Here is a 14,963-nt window from a genome sequence, read left to right as displayed (position 1 = left end):
CGCGCTTTCGCGCCTCTCCAGCCAGTAGTTCTGGTGCTGGAAGGGGTAGGTGGGCAGATCGAGATGGGTCGGCCGGGTCGCCGGATAGAAAGCAGACCAATCCAGAGCGGCATGGGCGTGAACAGTCGCCAGGGAGATCAGGACGCGTTGCCACGTGTCGTCGTCCCGGCGAAGGCTGCCGGTCACGGCGATCTGGTCAGCGCCGCCGTGGTACTCAGCGGTTTCCTGCAGAGGATGGGTGAGGACGGGATGCGGGCTGACCTCGATGAACACCGTGTGCCCATCGTCAAGCAGCGCACGAGTGGCCGCCTGGAAGTCGACGGTGGTGGCCAGATTCTCGTACCAGTACTCCGCGCCCAGCAGCGTCGTGTCGCTCATCGCGCCGCCGACATGGCCGGCCACCGTCGAATAGAAGGACACGTCCGGCTGCCCCGGACGCACCGGAGCCAGTACCTCCAGCAGCTCCTCGCGGAGGGCCTCCATGTGCGACGAATGGGAGGCGTAGTCGACGGGGATGCGGCGGGCACGAACGTTCTCCGCCTCGCAGTGGGCCAGCAGCTCATCGACGGCGTCGCCGTCACCCGCGACGACGGTGGCCGACGGCCCGTTGACCGTGGCGACGGCCAGGCGCCCTTCCCAGCGCTCGACCATGGCCATGGCCTCGGCCACGGGCAACGGCAGGGAGACCATCCCGCCCCGGCCCGCGATGCGGGCGATCGCCTGGGAGCGCAACGCCACGACGCGGGCGGCATCCTCTAGGGACAGCACACCTGCGATGTGGGCGGCGGCGATCTCGCCCTGGGAGTGCCCCACCACTGCATCGGCCGTGACGCCGAGGTGCTCCCACAGGCGAGCCAACGAGACCATCACCGCCCACAGGGCGGGCTGGACCACATCAACCCGGTCCAAGCTCGGAGCACCCGCCACCTGTCCGAGCACGTCGATCAGGTTCCAGCCGGTGAACGGCTCCAGCGCCTCCGCACACGCGGTCAGATGTTGGGCGAACACCGGCGAGGAGCGCATCAACTCCACGCCCATGCCGGCCCACTGCGAACCCTGCCCTGGGAAGACGAAGACCGTCCTGCCCAGGCGAGAGGCATCCGCACCGGTGACCACGCGAGGGGACGGTTCACCTGCGGCCAGCGCCGCCAACGCGTCCCGGAAGTCGCCGGGCTCCCGGCCGATCACCACCGCCCGGTGCTCGAACACCGAACGGCCCGCCACCAGCGCATGCCCCACCTGCGCAGGCGACACCTCCGGGAAGGCATCCAGATGATCCAGCAGCCGCCGCGCCTGCTCCCGAAGCGCGGCCTCGGACTTCGCCGACACCACCCACGGCAACGTCCCTTCCGTCACCACCACCGGCTCAGGCTCCGGGACTCCCCGGACCTCACCATCCTCCGGAGCCTGCTCGATGATGAGGTGCGCGTTGGTGCCGCTGATGCCGAAGGACGAGATCCCCGCCCGGCGCGGACGATCCGCTTCCGGCCAGGCCCGCTCCTCCGTCAAGAGCCGCATCGCACCGGACGACCAGTCCACGTGGGAGGACGGGCGGTCCACGTGCAGCGTCCTCGGGAGGCGGCCCTGCCGCAGGGCCATCACCATCTTGATGACGCCGCCGACACCCGCCGCGGCCATGGTGTGGCCGATGTTCGACTTCAACGACCCCAGCCACAGCGGCCGATCCTCCGCACGCTCCTCGCCATAGGTCGCGATCAGCGCCTGCGCCTCGATCGGGTCGCCCAGCCGCGTGCCCGTGCCGTGCGCCTCGACGGCGTCGATCTCTCGCGCCCGCAGGCCGGCGCTCGCCAGGGCCTGTTGGATCACGCGCTCCTGCGACAGCCCGTTGGGGGCGGTCAGGCCGTTGGACGCGCCGTCCTGGTTGACCGCCGAGCCGCGGACGACCGCCAGCACCCGGTGGCCGTTCCGCCGCGCGTCGGAGAGGCGTTCGAGGAGGACGAGCCCGACGCCCTCCGCCCAGCTCGTGCCGTCCGCCGCCGCGGCGAACGGCTTGCACCGGCCGTCCGCCGCGAGCCCGCGCTGCCGGCTGAACTCCACGAACATGCCCGGCGTGGCCATGACGGCGACGCCGCCGGCCAGGGCGAGATCGCACTCGCCGTTGCGGAGCGCCTGCGCGGCCATGTGCATCGAGACGAGCGAGGACGAGCAGGCGGTGTCCACCGTCACGGCCGGTCCCTGCAGTCCGAGGACGTACGAGACGCGGCCCGAGACGACGCTCGCGGTGTTGCCCGTCAACAGGTAGCCGTCGAAGCCGGCCGCGCCGTCGTGCAGGTGGGGGCCGTACTCCTGGCTCATGGCGCCGACGAAGACGCCGGTCTGGCTGCCGCGCAGCGCGGCGGGGTCGATGCCCGCCCGCTCGATCACCTCCCAGGAGGTCTCCAGCAGCAGCCGCTGCTGCGGGTCCATCGCCGTCGCCTCGCGCGGGCCGATCCCGAAGAAGGCGGGGTCGAACGCCGCCGCGCCGGCCAGGAACCCGCCCTTGGCGACGTAGGACGTGCCGGGCCGGTCGGGGTCGGGGTCGAGGAGCCGGTCGAGGTCCCAGCCGCGGTCGGCGGGAAAGTCGGTGATGGCGTCGACGCCTTCGCTGACGAGCCGCCACAGGTCCTCGGGCGACTGGACGTCCCCCGGGTAGCGGCAGGCCATCGCCACGATCGCGATCGGGTCGTCCGCGTCGGCGGGGGCCGGCGGGCCGCCGGTGCCGCCGGACTCCGCGGAACCGAGCAGTTCGGCCTGGAGGCGGCGGGCGAGGGCGGCGGGGGTCGGGTGGTTGAAGAGCAGCGTGGACGGCAGGTCCAGGCCCGTCAGCGCGCCCAGCCGGTTCCGCAGGTCGAGGGACGCGAACGAGTCGAATCCGAGGTCCTTGAACGTGCGGTCGGCGTCGACCGTCTCCGCCGTGACCCGTCCGGTGATCGCCGCGACCTCGGCGCGGATCCGGTCGGTGAGGATCTGCTCCCGGACGGTCGGGGACGCCTTGCCGAGCCGCTCCAGCAGCGGCGGCAGCGCGGCGGACTCGGCGGGTGCGGCCTCCTCGGGCGCGGCGGCGGCCGGGGCTGGGGGCGCTGCGGACTCGATGTCGGCGGAGCCGTCCGCCGGAAGGTCGATCCAGTGGCGCCGCCGCTGGAAGGGGTAGGTGGGCAGGCTGAGGCGGGCGGGCCGGGTGGCGGGGTAGAAGGCCGTCCACGGGGCGGCGGTGCGGGTGGCGGCCAGCGAGGTCATCACGCGCTGCCAGCTGTCGTCGTCACGGCGGAGGGTCCCGGTGACGGCGGCCTCGCCGGCGCCAGCGTGGCCGGCCACGGTCTCTTGCAGCGGGTGGGTGAGGACGGGGTGGGCGCTGGCCTCGATGAACAGCGTGTGCCCGTCGTCCAGCAGGGAGCGGGTGGCGGCCTGGAAGTCGACAGCGGTGGCCAGGTTCTCGTACCAGTACGCGGCCCCCATCACCGTGGTGTCGCTCAGCGCGCCACCGGCATGGCCGGCGACAGTGGAGTAGAACTCGACCGTCGCGGGACGAGGCTCGACCGGCGCCAGCGCGTCCAGTAGCTCGGCGCGGAGCACCTCCACGTGCCAGGTGTGGGAGGCGTAGTCGATGGGGACGCGGCGGGCACGGACGCCGTCGTCCGCGCAGGAGGCGAGCAGTTCGTCGACGGCGTCGCGGTCGCCCGCGACCACGGTGGCCGAGGGCCCGTTGAGCGCGGCGACCGCCAGCCGTCCCCGCCACCGTTCTATCAGCTCCACGGCGTCGTCCGCGGGCAGCGGCAGGGAGACCATCCCGCTCCGGCCGGCGATGCGGGTGAGCGCCCGGGACCGCAGCGCCACGATGCGGGCGGAGTCTTCCAGGGTGAGGATCCCGGCGATGTGGGCGGCGGCGATCTCGCCCTGGGAGTGGCCCACCACCGCGTCCGGGATGATGCCCAGGTGCTCCCACAGGCGAGCGAGGGAGATCATCATCGCCCACAGGGCGGGCTGGACCACGGCGTCCCCGTCGAGGCGCGGTGCGTCCGGCGCCTGGGTGAGGACGTCGATCAGGTTCCAGCCGGTGAACGGCTCCAGCGCGTCCGCACACGCGGTGAGGTGCTCGGCGAACACCGGCGAAGTGCGCATCAACTCCACGCCCATGCCGACCCACTGCGAGCCCTGCCCGGGGAAGACGAGGACGGTCCTGCCGGGGGCGGCGGCCGTCTTGCCCGTCACCACGCGCGCTGACGGCTCGCCGGCGGCCAGGGCCGCCAACGCGTCCCGGAAGTCGCCGGGCTCCCGGCCGATCACCACCGCCCGGTGCTCGAACACCGAACGGCCCGCCACCAACGCATGCCCCACCTGCGCAGGCGACACCTCCGGGAAAGAGTCCAGATGGTCCAGCAGCCGGCGCGCCTGCTCGCGGAGCGCGGCCTCGGACTTCGCCGACACCACCCACGGCAGCGTCCCGTCCGTCACCACCGCCGGCTCCACCTCGGCAGGGGCGGCGGCGTCCTCTCCGCCCGTCCACTCGCGGAGGACGACGTGGCAGTTGGTGCCGCCCATGCCGAAGGAGCTGGTGCCGGCGACCAGGGGCCGGTCGGGGCGGGGCCAGGGGGTGAGGTCCCGCTGGACGCGGAGGCGGAGTTCGTCGAAGGCGATGTCGGGATTGGGCGTCTCGAAGTTGAGGCTGGGCGGCAGCTCACGGTGCCAGATGCTGAGGATGGTCTTGAGCAGCCCGACGACGCCGGCCGCGCCCTCCAGGTGGCCGACGTTGGTCTTCGCGGACCCCACGAGGAGCGGAGATCCGGCGGGGCGTCCGGCGCCGAGCGCCGCTCCCAGCGCGGCGGCCTCGATCGGGTCGCCCACGCGCGTCCCGGTGCCGTGGAGCTCGACGTACTGGACGTCCTCGGGGCGGGTGCCGGCCTGGTCGTGCGCCCGGCGGATGACCTCCGCCTGCCCGCGTGCGCTGGGAACCGTGAGGCCGGGCGTGGTCCCGTCGTTGTTGACGGCGGTGCCCGCGATCACGCAGTAGACCCGGTCGCCGTCGGCCACCGCCCGGGAGAGGGTCTTCATGACGAGGTAGGCGCCGCCTTCGCCGCGGACGTAGCCGTTGGCTCCGGCGTCGAAGGTCCGGCACAGGCCGTCCGGTGACAACCCGCCGAACTTGGACGAGCCGAGGGTGCTCTCCGGCGTGAGCGTGAGGTTGACCCCGCCCGCGAGCGCGAGCGTGCAGTCTCCGGCGCGGAGGCTCTCCGCGGCCAGGTGCACCGACACCAGCGACGAGGACTGGCCCGCGTCGACCGCGAGGCTGGGGCCGTTGAGGCCGAGCGTGTAGGACAGCCGGTTGGCGATGATGCTGCGGTGGAGCCCGGTGACGGAGTGGCGGTCGATGCGCCGGGTGCCGTGCTTGTAGAGCCGGATCGCGTAGTCGTCCCAGATGGCGCCCACGAAGACGCCCGTGCGCGTCCCGGCGAGGTCGGCGGGGACGATGCCGGCGTCCTCCAGTGCCTCCCAGCCGAGTTCGAGCATCAGGCGCTGCTGGGGGTCCATCATCGCGGCCTCGTTCGGCGCGACGCCGAAGAAGTCGGCGTCGAAACCGGCGACGTCGTCCAGGAAGCCGCCGCGCGCGGAGATCACCCCGCCGGGGTCCGCGGCGTCCGGGGCGTCGGGGCCGACCGGCCCGCGCGCGCCCCGGCGTCCGGCGGGGACGTCGGTGATGCCGCTTCCGCCGTCGCGCAGCAGCTCCCAGAAGGCGCGCGGATCGCCCGCCTTGGGCAGGCGGCACGACATGCCCACGACCGCGACCGGCTCGCGCAACTCGGACATGCGATTCCCTCCGTACTCGGCGCACGGCCCGCGGCCGCACCGTTCTCATCGCCAAGAGGTCAGCAGCTTCAGCAGGTCGTCCGGGGCGTTCATGAAGTCGTGGTGGCCGCCGTCGACGACCCGGACCTCGACGGAGTCGGCGTAGCGGCGCCACCCGCCGAGCTGGTCGAGGCTCACGTCGGGGTCGTCCCGCCAGTGCAGGACGAGGATGGGGCAGGGCACCGCGACCGGCTCCGCCCGCCGGTACTCGCGCGCGGCGGCGAGGTCGCGGAGCAGCACGACCATGCCGAGCTCGACCATGTCCGGGCGCGGGTCGATCCCGCGCCCGCGGATGACCGACACCAGTTCGGCGCGCAGCGCGTCCTCGGTCATGGTGAGCATCCGGTCGAGCGCCGCGTCGTGCGGGGCCGGCTGGCCCGACACGACGAGGCATTCGGGGCCGGGCAGTCCGAGTCTCGCGAGCCGGACGGCGGTCTCGTACGCGGGCAGCGCGCCGGCGCAGTGCCCGAAGAACGCGTACGGGCGGTCGAGCAGCGGTGTCAGGGGTTCGATCAGGGCGGCCGCGAGCTTCCCGTACGTGCCGTAGTGGGGCTCGCCCAGCCGGTTCTCGCGGCCGGGGAACTGCACCGGGCAGACCTCGACGCCGTCGATCGCGGCGGGCCAGCCGCTGAAGGCGGACGCCCCCGACCCGGAGTAGGGGAAGCACAGGAGCCGGGCGGCGCGGTCGGGGGACGGCGGCCGGACGAACCACGGGGCGCCGGCGGAACCGGCGGTCATGGCGCCGTCCGTTCCCCGGCGACGATGGGCAGGTGCGTCATCCCGGCGATGAAGTACGACCGCAGGTGCTGCGGCTCGCCGCCGAGCTCGATCGATCCGAAGCGCCGCAGGAGCTCCTCGAAGAAGACGCGGAGGGTCAGCCGGGCCAGCGGCGCCCCGACGCAGTAGTGCGGCCCGTAACCGAACGCGACCTGGCGGCTCGCGTTCCGCGTGACGTCGAACGTGTGCGGGTCGGCGAACTGGGACTCGTCGCGGTTGGCCGACCCGATCCACGCGACGACCGCGCCGCGCGCCGGGACCGTCCCGCCGGCGATGCGGACGTCGTCCACCGCGTACCGCATGAAGTTGCAGGCGGCCGACGTCCAGCGCAGCCCCTCCTCCACCAGGTTCGGGACCAGCGACGGGTCGGCCTGGACCTTCCCGAACTGCTCGGGTCGCTCGATGAGGGCGAGCACCGTGCCCGAGACGGTGTGCGGCGTCGTCACGTTGGCGCCGAGGAGGATGCTGTAGCCGTCGAGGGCGATCTCCTCGTCGGTGAGCGGCGCGCCCGCCACCCGGACGCTCATGAGGTGGTCGAGCAGGCTCCCGTCGTCGCCGCCCGCCGATCTGCGCCGGGCGGCCCACTCCTTGACGTAGGTGACGAGCTCGTGGTGGGCGATCGCCAGGGTCGCGGCCTCGCTGCCGTGCCGGAAGTGCGGGTCCGAGGGGGCCGTCACCATCGCGGTCAGCTGGACGAGCGCGTCCCAGTCCCGCTCGGGGATCCCCAGCAGCGGGCCCGCGACGAGCATCGGGAGGCGGTGCGCCCGCTCCGCCAGGTCGAACACGCCGCCGTCCAGGGCCGGGTCGAGGAAGCGCTCGACCGCCCGCCGGATCCGCTCCCGCCACGGCGCGACCGCGCGGGCCGTGAGCCTGGCGCCGATGGCCCGGCGGACCAGGGTGTGCCGCGGCGGGTCGGTGGAGGTCAGCAGCGTGCCCGCCGCGACGTCGTCCACCCCGAGGTGGGTGACCACCGTCCCGCGCTCCGAGGTGAACCGCCGATGCTCGCCGAGGACGCGGCAGACGTCGTCGTAGCGGGTGACGGACCAGAACTCCCGGCCGTCCGGCAGCACCTGGTGGTGCAGGGGCGCCTTCGCCCGCATCACGTCCCAGATCGGGTGCGGGTCGCCCGCCGAGTACAGGTCCAGGTCGAACAGGTCGACGCGGTCGAGGTCGACGTCGCGCGCCGGGCCCGGCGTCAGCCTCACGTCCGTGCCCTTCCCCGCTCGACCAGCCCGGCGACCCGCGCCGGCGTCTGCGCCAGGTAGAAGTCGCGCACGGACAGCTCCACGCCGTACTCCCGGCCCACCCGCTCGATGATCTTGATTCCGATCAGCGAGTTGCCGCCGAGCGCGAAGAAGTCGTCGTCCGGGCCGACGTCGCGGCCGTCGAGGTGCTCCGCCCACAGCGCCGAGATCTCCGCGACGAGCGATGCGGGCGCGCTCGGCGGCGCGGCCTCGTCCTGCCCACCGCGCCGGTGCACCTGCGGCGTCGATTCCATTGCCAGCCCTTTCCGCTGTCCCGCCGGCGAGACACATCATTCGAACGGGTGAACCGAGTGTCCCTCGAACGGCTTTTCCGAACGTGCGCTGGTGGCGTCGGGCGCGCGTAGTCCGGGCAGGGGTTGACGCGCATCGCGGCGCGGGAAATGAAAAGGTCGGGACGCGGCTTATTCCGGGCAGCGTGAAAGAACACCGGAAGGCGCCCCGGTGTTATCGGGCCCCGGTGTTATCGGACGTGCCGTTCGTCAGGCCCGCTTCTTGAACAGCGAGACCGCCCACACGTACCCGGCGAGGGCGAGCGCGACGCACCAGAGGACGGCCGCGACGGCGTCGCCGCCCGACGGGTGGCCCGCCAGCAGCCCGCGCAGCGTCTCGATGATCGGGGTGAAGGGCTGGTACTCGGCGAACTGCCGCAGGCCGGCGCCCATCGTGTCCGCGGGCACGAACGCGCTGCTGAGGAACGGCAGCATGATCAGCGGCACGGCGGCCATGCCCGCCGACTCGGCGGTCTTCGCGGCGAGGCCGAGCGCGACGGCGAGCCAGCTGGCCGCCACGGTGAGCAGGACGACCAGGCCGAGGACGCCGAGCCACTGGAGCACGCTCGCGTGCGGGCTGAACCCCATCGGCAGCGCCACCAGGACGATCGCGGCGATCGCGACCAGCGAGCGCACCGTCGTGATGACGACCTGCCCGGTCAGCACGGCGCCGCGGGAGACGTCCATGGCCTTGAAGCGGTTGATGATGCCCTTGGTCATGTCGTCGTTGACGGCCGTCGCGGTGGACACCAGCCCGTAGCTGACGGCCATCACGATCATCCCGGGCGTCGCGTAGTCGATGTAGTCCTCGCCGACGCTGAAGGCGCCGCCGAACACCTTGACGAACACCACCATGATCCCGATGGGGACCAGGACCGCGTTGAACACCACGAGGGGGTTGCGGACGCTGTGCTTCAGGTTGCGGCGCAACATGATCGAGGAGTCCGCCAGGGCCGCCGCCACGCCGTTCACCGTGCGCTCGCCTCCGCGCTCGTGCGCCCGGTCAGGGCGAGGAAGACATCGTCGAGGTCGGGGGTGTGCACGGTGCACCGCTCGGCGATGATCGCGTGCTCGTCGAGCCGGTCCAGCAGGGCCTTCAGCGACGCGGAGTCCCCGTCGCCGGGCACCCGCAGGGTCAGTTCCTGGACGTCCGGCGCGGACCCGTCCAGCACCCGGGCGGCGGCGGCGAGCTCGTCGGGCCCGGCGAACCTGAGCTGGACATGGGTGCCGGGCACCTGCCGCTTGAGCTCCTCGGGGGTGCCCTGGGCGACCAGGCGCCCCTGGTCGAGCACCGCGACGTGGTCGGCGAGCTGGTCGGCCTCCTCCAGGTACTGGGTGGTGAGGAAGATGGTGGTGCCCGCGGCGACCAGCTCGCGGACGATCCCCCACATGGTGCGCCTGCTGCGCGGGTCGAGGCCCGCGGTCGGCTCGTCGAGGAAGATGATCCGCGGGGCGCCGACCAGCGTCATCGCGAGGTCCAGTTTCCGGCGCATGCCGCCGGAGTAGGACGAGGCGATCCGGTCGGCCGCGTCCACCAGGTCGAAGCGCTCCAGCAGCTCCGCGGCCACCCGCCCGCCGTGCGGCACCCGTTTCAGGTCCGCCATGAGCTTCAGGTTCTCGCGGCCCGTCAGCAGCTCGTCCACCGCGGCGAACTGGCCGGTCACGCCGATGGCCGCGCGCACGCTCCTGGTCTCGCTCACCACGTCGTGGCCGGCGACGCGCACCGTACCCGCGTCGGGTTTCGACAGGGTCGCGAGAATGTTCACGGTCGTGGTCTTGCCGGCGCCGTTCGGGCCGAGCATGGAGAAGACCGATCCGGCGGCGACCTCGAAGTCTATGCCGTCGAGCACGACTTTGTCACCGAACGCTTTTCGCAGCCCTGAAGCTGTGATCGCCGAGCCACTGCTCATGCCTCCACTTTCCCCTATCGGGACGGGAAATATAACCGTCTTTCCGGGGCCGCCTCATTTCATCTCTTCAACTCCAGGTCGGGGCGCTTGTCACCGCCGGCGGGGAACCGATGTCCCGTTGCCGGGACAGCGGCCGGCCCCGGGGCGGCGGCTCCCGGGTGAGGCGAGCGCGGGCTACAGCCATTCCACCGGCGCCCCGCCGGTGTGCGGGGGCGGGGCGAAGACCCGCATCGTCGCCGGCGGGTCCTGCCTGGCCGGCTCCAGGTGGAGGCACTGGATGCCCTCGGCGGGCGAGAACGCGGCGAGGCAGGCGCAGTCCGCGGTGGTGAAGCCCGCGAACCGGTAGGCCACCTCCATCATCCGGTTGCGCTCGGTGCGCCGGAAGTCGGCGGCGAGGTGCGCCCCGGCCCGCGCCGCGGCGTCGGTGAGCCACCGCAGCAGCACCGCGCCCGCGCCGAACGAGACGACCCGGCACGACGTCGCCAGCAGCTTGACGCGCCACGCCCCCGGGGCCTTCTCGACCAGCACCACCCCGACGGCGCCGTGCGGCCCGAAGCGGTCGGCCATTGAGACCACCAGCACGTCGTGGGCCTCGTCGGACAGCAGCGAGCGCAGCGCGGCGTCCGAGTAGTGCACGCCGGTCGCATTCATCTGGCTGGTCCGCAGCGTCAGCTCCTCGACCCGGGTGATCTCCTCCTCACCGGCCTCGGCGATGCGCATCTCCAGGCCGAGCGAGCGCAGGAAGTCCTCGTCGGCGCCCTGGAAGCGCTCGCGCTGCCGGTCCCGCTCGAACCCGGCCCGGTACATCTCGCGGCGCCGGCGCGCGTCGACGGTGACCACCGGCGGGCTGAACTCGGGCAGGTCGAGCAGGTCGCGGGCCTGCTCGGCCCGGTAGCACCGGACGTCCGGCAGGTGGTAGGCGACCTCGGCGCGCTCGCTCGGCAGGTCGTCGATGAACGCGACCGTCCGCGGGGAGAAGTTCAGCCGCTCGGCGATGCTGCGCACCGACTCCGACTTCGGGCCCCATCCGATGTGCGGCAGGACGAAGTAGTCGGCGAGGCCGTGCTCCTCGAGCCGCGCCCACGCCTCGTCGTGGTCGTTGCGGCTCGCCACGGCCTGCAGGACGCCGCGCGCGTCGAGGCCCATGACGACCTTGCGGACGGCGTCGTCGACCTCGACGCTGCCGTCCTCGGCGAGCGTGCCGTTCCACAGCGTGTTGTCGAGGTCCCAGACCAGGCATTTCACGATCGGTTGCGCTTCGGACACGTCCGCTCCCGTCGGGTCGGTCAGCCCGCCGCCGCGGCGGCGTGCTCGGCGAGGATCAGCTGGCAGATCTCGCTGCTGCCTTCGATGACCTCCATGAGCTTCGCATCGCGGTAGGCCCGCTCCACGACGTGCCCGCCGGACGCGCCGGCGGAGGCGAGCACCTGCAGCGCGGACGCCGCGCCGCGGGCGGCGTTCCCGGCCGCGACGTGCTTGGCGAGGACGGCCGCGCGCACCTGCTCCGGCGACCCCTCGTCCCGGCTGCGGGCGGCCTGCTCGCAGACGTAGGTCGCGGTCCGCTCGGCGGCGTAGAGCTCGGCCAGGTGGCGGGCGACGAGCTGGTGCTGGAGGAGGGGCTTCCCGAACTGCTCGCGGGTCCGGGCGTGCCGGGCGGCGGCCGCGAGGCAGGCGCGCAGGATGCCGACGCATCCCCAGGCCACCGACAGCCGCCCGTACGCCAGGGCGATGGTGGTCAGCATGACGACCGGCTGCCCGGCCACCGCGAGGAGGTTCCCCGCGGGCAGCCGCACGCCGTCGAGGGTCACGGCGGCGTGCCCGGCGGCGCGGCAGCCGAGCGGTTCGGGCACCCGCTCCACGCGGACGCCGGGCGCCGACGCGGGCACGACGGCGACGCCGCCCGCGCCCGCGTACCGGCCGAACACGACGATCCAGTCGGCGTAGGCGGCGACCGTGATCCACGTCTTGGCGCCGTCGACGACGATCTCGTCGCCGTCGCGCCGGATCTCGGTGGTCATCGCGGCGAGGTCGCTGCCCGCGCCCGGCTCGCTGAACGCCACCGCGGCCAGGTCGCCGCCGGTGAGCCGGCCGATGAACTCCGACCGCTGCCCCCGGTCGCCGAACCGCTGGACGGTCCACGCGGCCATCCCCTGCGACGTCATCACGCTGCGCAGCGAGCTGCACAGCGCACCGGTGTGCGCGGTGAGCGCCCCGTTGTCGGCCCCGGACAGGCCGGGGCCGCCGAACTCGGGGGCCGCCTCGGCGCACAGCACGCCCTTCGCGCCCAGGGCCCGCAGCAGGGGGACCGGGATCTCGCCCGCCACATCCCACGCGCCCGCGGCGTCGCCGACCGTGTCGGTGACCAGCGCGGTCAGGGTCTCAAGCACCGTCGCCGCCGCGCAGCCGGGTGATCAGAGCGCTCATGGACCGCAGGGTGCGGAAGTTGTCGAGCGCCAGGTCGGCGCCCTCCACGGTGACGCCGAACTCCCCCTCCACGAACACCACCAGCTCCATCGCGAAGAGCGAGGACACCGCCCCGGAGGCGAACAGGTCCACCTCCCGCTCCCACGTCACCTTCGTCTTCACTTCGAGGAACGCACCGATCCGCTGCTCGATCTCAGCGGCCGATGGGGCGGTCGTCGATTCCGTCATGGGCCGAACCCCTTCTCAGCTCGTCGTGTTCTTGCGGGCCAGCGTGATCCCGTCCGCCATCACGAGCAGCGACAGGTCGACTCTCGTGTCGCCGTGCAGCGAGGCGTTGAGCGCACGGATGGCCTCAGTGTCGGGATCGTCCGCGCCGGGATCGGCGACCCGCCCGAAGAAGAGCGTGTTGTCGAGCACCACCAGGCCGCCCGGCCGCAGATGGGTGAGCGCCTGCTCGTAGTAGTGCGCGTAGCCGGTCTTGTCCGCGTCGACGAAGACCAGGTCGAACGTTCCGGGGCCGCGTTCGGCGAGCAGCTTCGCCATGGTCTCCGCGGCGTCCCCGAGCCGCAGCTCGATCCGGTCGGCGACGCCGGCGCGCGCCCAGTACCGCTCGGCGACCGCGGTCCAGCGCGCGCTGATGTCGCAGGTGACGATCCGGCCGCCGGGCGGCAGCGCCCGCGCCATGCACAGCGTGCTGTAGCCGGTGAACGTGCCGATCTCCAGCACCCGGCCCGCCCCGGTCAGCCCGACCAGCAGGGCGAGCAGCTGCCCCTCCTCCGGCATCGTCACCATGGCGTGCAGCGGCGGCATTGCCGCCGTCTCGGCGACCAGGTCGCGGAGGACCGCGTCGTCGCGCAGCGACACCGACCGCACGTAGTCGAGCAGCCGCTCGCTCAGCTCCACCTGCCCGGCCATCAGCGGACCCCGTACTCGTAGAAGCCGCGGCCGGTCTTGCGCCCGTGGTCGCCTTCGGCGACCTTGCGCAGCAGCAGCTCGCTGGGGCGGCAGCCCTCGTCCCCGGTGCGCTCGTACAGCACCGTCAGCGAGTCGACGAGGTTGTCGATCCCGATCAGGTCGGCGGTCCGCAGCGGACCGGTCGGATGCCCGAGGCAGCCCTCCATCAGCGCGTCGACGTCCTCGACGGTGGCCCGGCCCTCCGCGACGACGTTCGCCGCGTCGTTGATCATGCGGTGCAGGACGCGGCTGGTGACAAAGCCGGGGCCGTCGCCGACCACGATCCCCTTCCGGTCCAGCACGGACAGCAGCTCCTTCACGGCCGCCATGGCCCGCTCACCGGTCCGCGGCCCGCGCACGACCTCCAGCGTGCCGATCAGGTAGGGCGGATTCATGAAATGGACGCCCACCAGGTCCGCCGGGGACGGGACCCGGCCGGCGAGCTCGTCCACCGGGATGGAGGAGGTGTTGGTGATCCGCGCGGTGCCCGGCGCGACCGCGGCGGCGATCTCCCGGTGCGCCGCCGCCTTCAGCTCGGCGTCCTCGGTGATCGCCTCGATCACCCACGTCGCGTCCGCCGCCGCCGAGGCGGAACCGGCGAGCCGCAGCTCACCGGCCGGACCGGTCCGCGGGAGGGCGCCCATCATGTGCGCGAGGCGGAGCTCGGCCCGGACGCGTTCGCGCGCCGTGCCCAGCCGCTCCTCGTCCACGTCCACGATCGTGACCGGCACTCCTCGCCCGAGGGCGAGGGCGGCGATGCCGACCCCCATCACACCCGCCCCGAACACGGCGACGGACGGCGTTGCCTCTACCCCGGTCATCGGCCCACCCCGCCGTTCCGGCCCGGACCGCCGGAGGACTCCGCCTCGATCAGGTCCAGCACCTCGGCGGCGCGCTCGACCAGGTACATGTGATCGCCCGGGAGTTCGGCGTAGCCGAACACACCCGTGGTCGCGTCCCGCCACTCCCGGGCCCCGTCGGCGCTGACCAGGCCGTCGGACGCGCCCCGGACCGAGCAGATCGGCACCGGCAGGGGCTCGTCCGTGCTCGGGACGTAGTTCTCGTGCATCTCGCAGTCGGCCTTCAGGACGGGCAGGATCATCTCGCGCATCTCCGGGTGGCCCAGCGCCTCGTGCCGGAAGCCCGCGAACTCCTCCACCCGGGCGAGGAACTCCTCGTCCGGGAGCCCCGTCGCCCGCCGCTCGCGCTGCGTCCAGGGGCCGGGGGAACCGCTGACGACCAGCCGCTCGACCGGCACATCGCGCGCCCTCAGCAGGTGCGCCAGCTCGTAGGCGAGCACCGCGCCCAGGCTGTGCCCGAACAGGACGGGCCGCGCCCCCTCGCCGAGCGCCTCGACGACGCCGTCGACCTCGCTCTTGGCCGCTTCGACGACGTTCCGGTACGGCGTCTCCAGCAGCCGCCGCTCCCTGCCGGGCAGTTCGAACGGCACCACCCGCCACCGGCCGGCGGACAGCGCCCGCCACGGATGGAAGAACGACGCCCCCGCTCCTGCGAACGGCACG

The 14,963-nt window shown here is 73.1% G+C and carries 12 protein-coding genes; all 12 read right to left on the bottom strand.

Features of this window, described 5'->3' with window-relative positions:
- A partial coding sequence (locus AB0K34_RS25500) for a beta-ketoacyl synthase N-terminal-like domain-containing protein (RefSeq protein ID WP_364551277.1) occupies positions 1 to 5,802 on the bottom strand: 5,802 nt, incomplete at its 3' end.
- Between the two features lie 45 nt (positions 5,803 to 5,847).
- Positions 5,848 to 6,579, bottom strand: a complete 732-nt coding sequence (locus AB0K34_RS25495) for an alpha/beta fold hydrolase (RefSeq protein ID WP_364551274.1) — start codon at positions 6,577 to 6,579, stop codon at positions 5,848 to 5,850.
- Positions 6,576 to 7,823 carry a cytochrome P450 gene (locus tag AB0K34_RS25490; protein WP_138640341.1) on the bottom strand — a complete coding sequence of 416 codons (1,248 nt, stop codon included), beginning with the start codon at positions 7,821 to 7,823 and terminating at the stop codon, positions 6,576 to 6,578. The genes AB0K34_RS25495 and AB0K34_RS25490 overlap by 4 nt, the downstream gene beginning before the upstream one ends.
- On the bottom strand, positions 7,820 to 8,116 hold the full coding sequence (locus AB0K34_RS25485) for a phosphopantetheine-binding protein (RefSeq protein WP_138640340.1): 297 nt from the start codon (positions 8,114 to 8,116) through the stop codon (positions 7,820 to 7,822). Before AB0K34_RS25485 ends, AB0K34_RS25490 begins: the two co-directional genes overlap by 4 nt.
- Before the next feature lie 246 nt (positions 8,117 to 8,362).
- Positions 8,363 to 9,115, bottom strand: coding sequence for an ABC transporter permease (locus AB0K34_RS25480; RefSeq protein ID WP_240808389.1), 753 nt, complete (start codon positions 9,113 to 9,115; stop codon positions 8,363 to 8,365).
- Between the two features lie 5 nt (positions 9,116 to 9,120).
- Positions 9,121 to 10,062 (bottom strand): ATP-binding cassette domain-containing protein, encoded by a 942-nt coding sequence (locus tag AB0K34_RS25475; RefSeq protein ID WP_138640338.1) that lies wholly within the window; start codon positions 10,060 to 10,062, stop codon positions 9,121 to 9,123.
- Positions 10,063 to 10,236: 174 nt separating this feature from the next.
- On the bottom strand, positions 10,237 to 11,328 hold the full coding sequence (locus tag AB0K34_RS25470; RefSeq protein ID WP_364551269.1) for an HAD-IIIC family phosphatase: 1,092 nt from the start codon (positions 11,326 to 11,328) through the stop codon (positions 10,237 to 10,239).
- A 20-nt stretch (positions 11,329 to 11,348) separates the two neighbouring features.
- On the bottom strand, positions 11,349 to 12,449 hold the full coding sequence (locus tag AB0K34_RS25465) for an acyl-CoA dehydrogenase family protein (protein WP_364551267.1): 1,101 nt from the start codon (positions 12,447 to 12,449) through the stop codon (positions 11,349 to 11,351).
- Positions 12,442 to 12,714 carry a phosphopantetheine-binding protein gene (locus tag AB0K34_RS25460; protein WP_364551265.1) on the bottom strand — a complete coding sequence of 91 codons (273 nt, stop codon included), beginning with the start codon at positions 12,712 to 12,714 and terminating at the stop codon, positions 12,442 to 12,444. The genes AB0K34_RS25465 and AB0K34_RS25460 overlap by 8 nt, the downstream gene beginning before the upstream one ends.
- A gap of 15 nt (positions 12,715 to 12,729) precedes the next feature.
- Complete coding sequence (locus AB0K34_RS25455; protein WP_138640335.1) at positions 12,730 to 13,401, bottom strand: class I SAM-dependent methyltransferase; 672 nt, start codon at positions 13,399 to 13,401, stop codon at positions 12,730 to 12,732.
- Entirely contained in the window at positions 13,401 to 14,261 is an 861-nt protein-coding gene (locus tag AB0K34_RS25450; RefSeq protein ID WP_364551263.1) for a 3-hydroxyacyl-CoA dehydrogenase family protein, read from the bottom strand. Before AB0K34_RS25450 ends, AB0K34_RS25455 begins: the two co-directional genes overlap by 1 nt.
- The gene (locus AB0K34_RS25445; RefSeq protein ID WP_364551261.1) at positions 14,258 to 14,962 is read right to left on the bottom strand and encodes an alpha/beta fold hydrolase; all 705 of its coding nucleotides are present in this window, start codon (positions 14,960 to 14,962) and stop codon (positions 14,258 to 14,260) included. The genes AB0K34_RS25450 and AB0K34_RS25445 overlap by 4 nt, the downstream gene beginning before the upstream one ends.
- Position 14,963 lies beyond the last annotated feature (1 nt).

It is taken from the genome of Actinomadura sp. NPDC049382 (genome assembly GCF_040677125.1).
Taxonomy (GTDB): domain Bacteria; phylum Actinomycetota; class Actinomycetes; order Streptosporangiales; family Streptosporangiaceae; genus Spirillospora; species Spirillospora geliboluensis.
The sequence above is the reverse complement of the archived record's forward strand: the minus strand, read 5'-3'. Positions and strand labels throughout refer to the sequence as shown.

Bases quoted from the DNA above. Each gene is read 5' to 3' on its own strand.
- AB0K34_RS25495 (WP_364551274.1), bottom strand. From the start codon at position 6,579: ATGACCGCCGGTTCCGCCGGCGCCCCGTGGTTCGTCCGGCCGCCGTCC.
- AB0K34_RS25485 (WP_138640340.1), bottom strand. From the start codon at position 8,116: ATGGAATCGACGCCGCAGGTGCACCGGCGCGGTGGGCAGGACGAGGCC.
- AB0K34_RS25475 (WP_138640338.1), bottom strand. From the start codon at position 10,062: ATGAGCAGTGGCTCGGCGATCACAGCTTCAGGGCTGCGAAAAGCGTTC.
- AB0K34_RS25460 (WP_364551265.1), bottom strand. From the start codon at position 12,714: ATGACGGAATCGACGACCGCCCCATCGGCCGCTGAGATCGAGCAGCGG.
- AB0K34_RS25455 (WP_138640335.1), bottom strand. From the start codon at position 13,401: ATGGCCGGGCAGGTGGAGCTGAGCGAGCGGCTGCTCGACTACGTGCGG.
- AB0K34_RS25450 (WP_364551263.1), bottom strand. From the start codon at position 14,261: ATGACCGGGGTAGAGGCAACGCCGTCCGTCGCCGTGTTCGGGGCGGGT.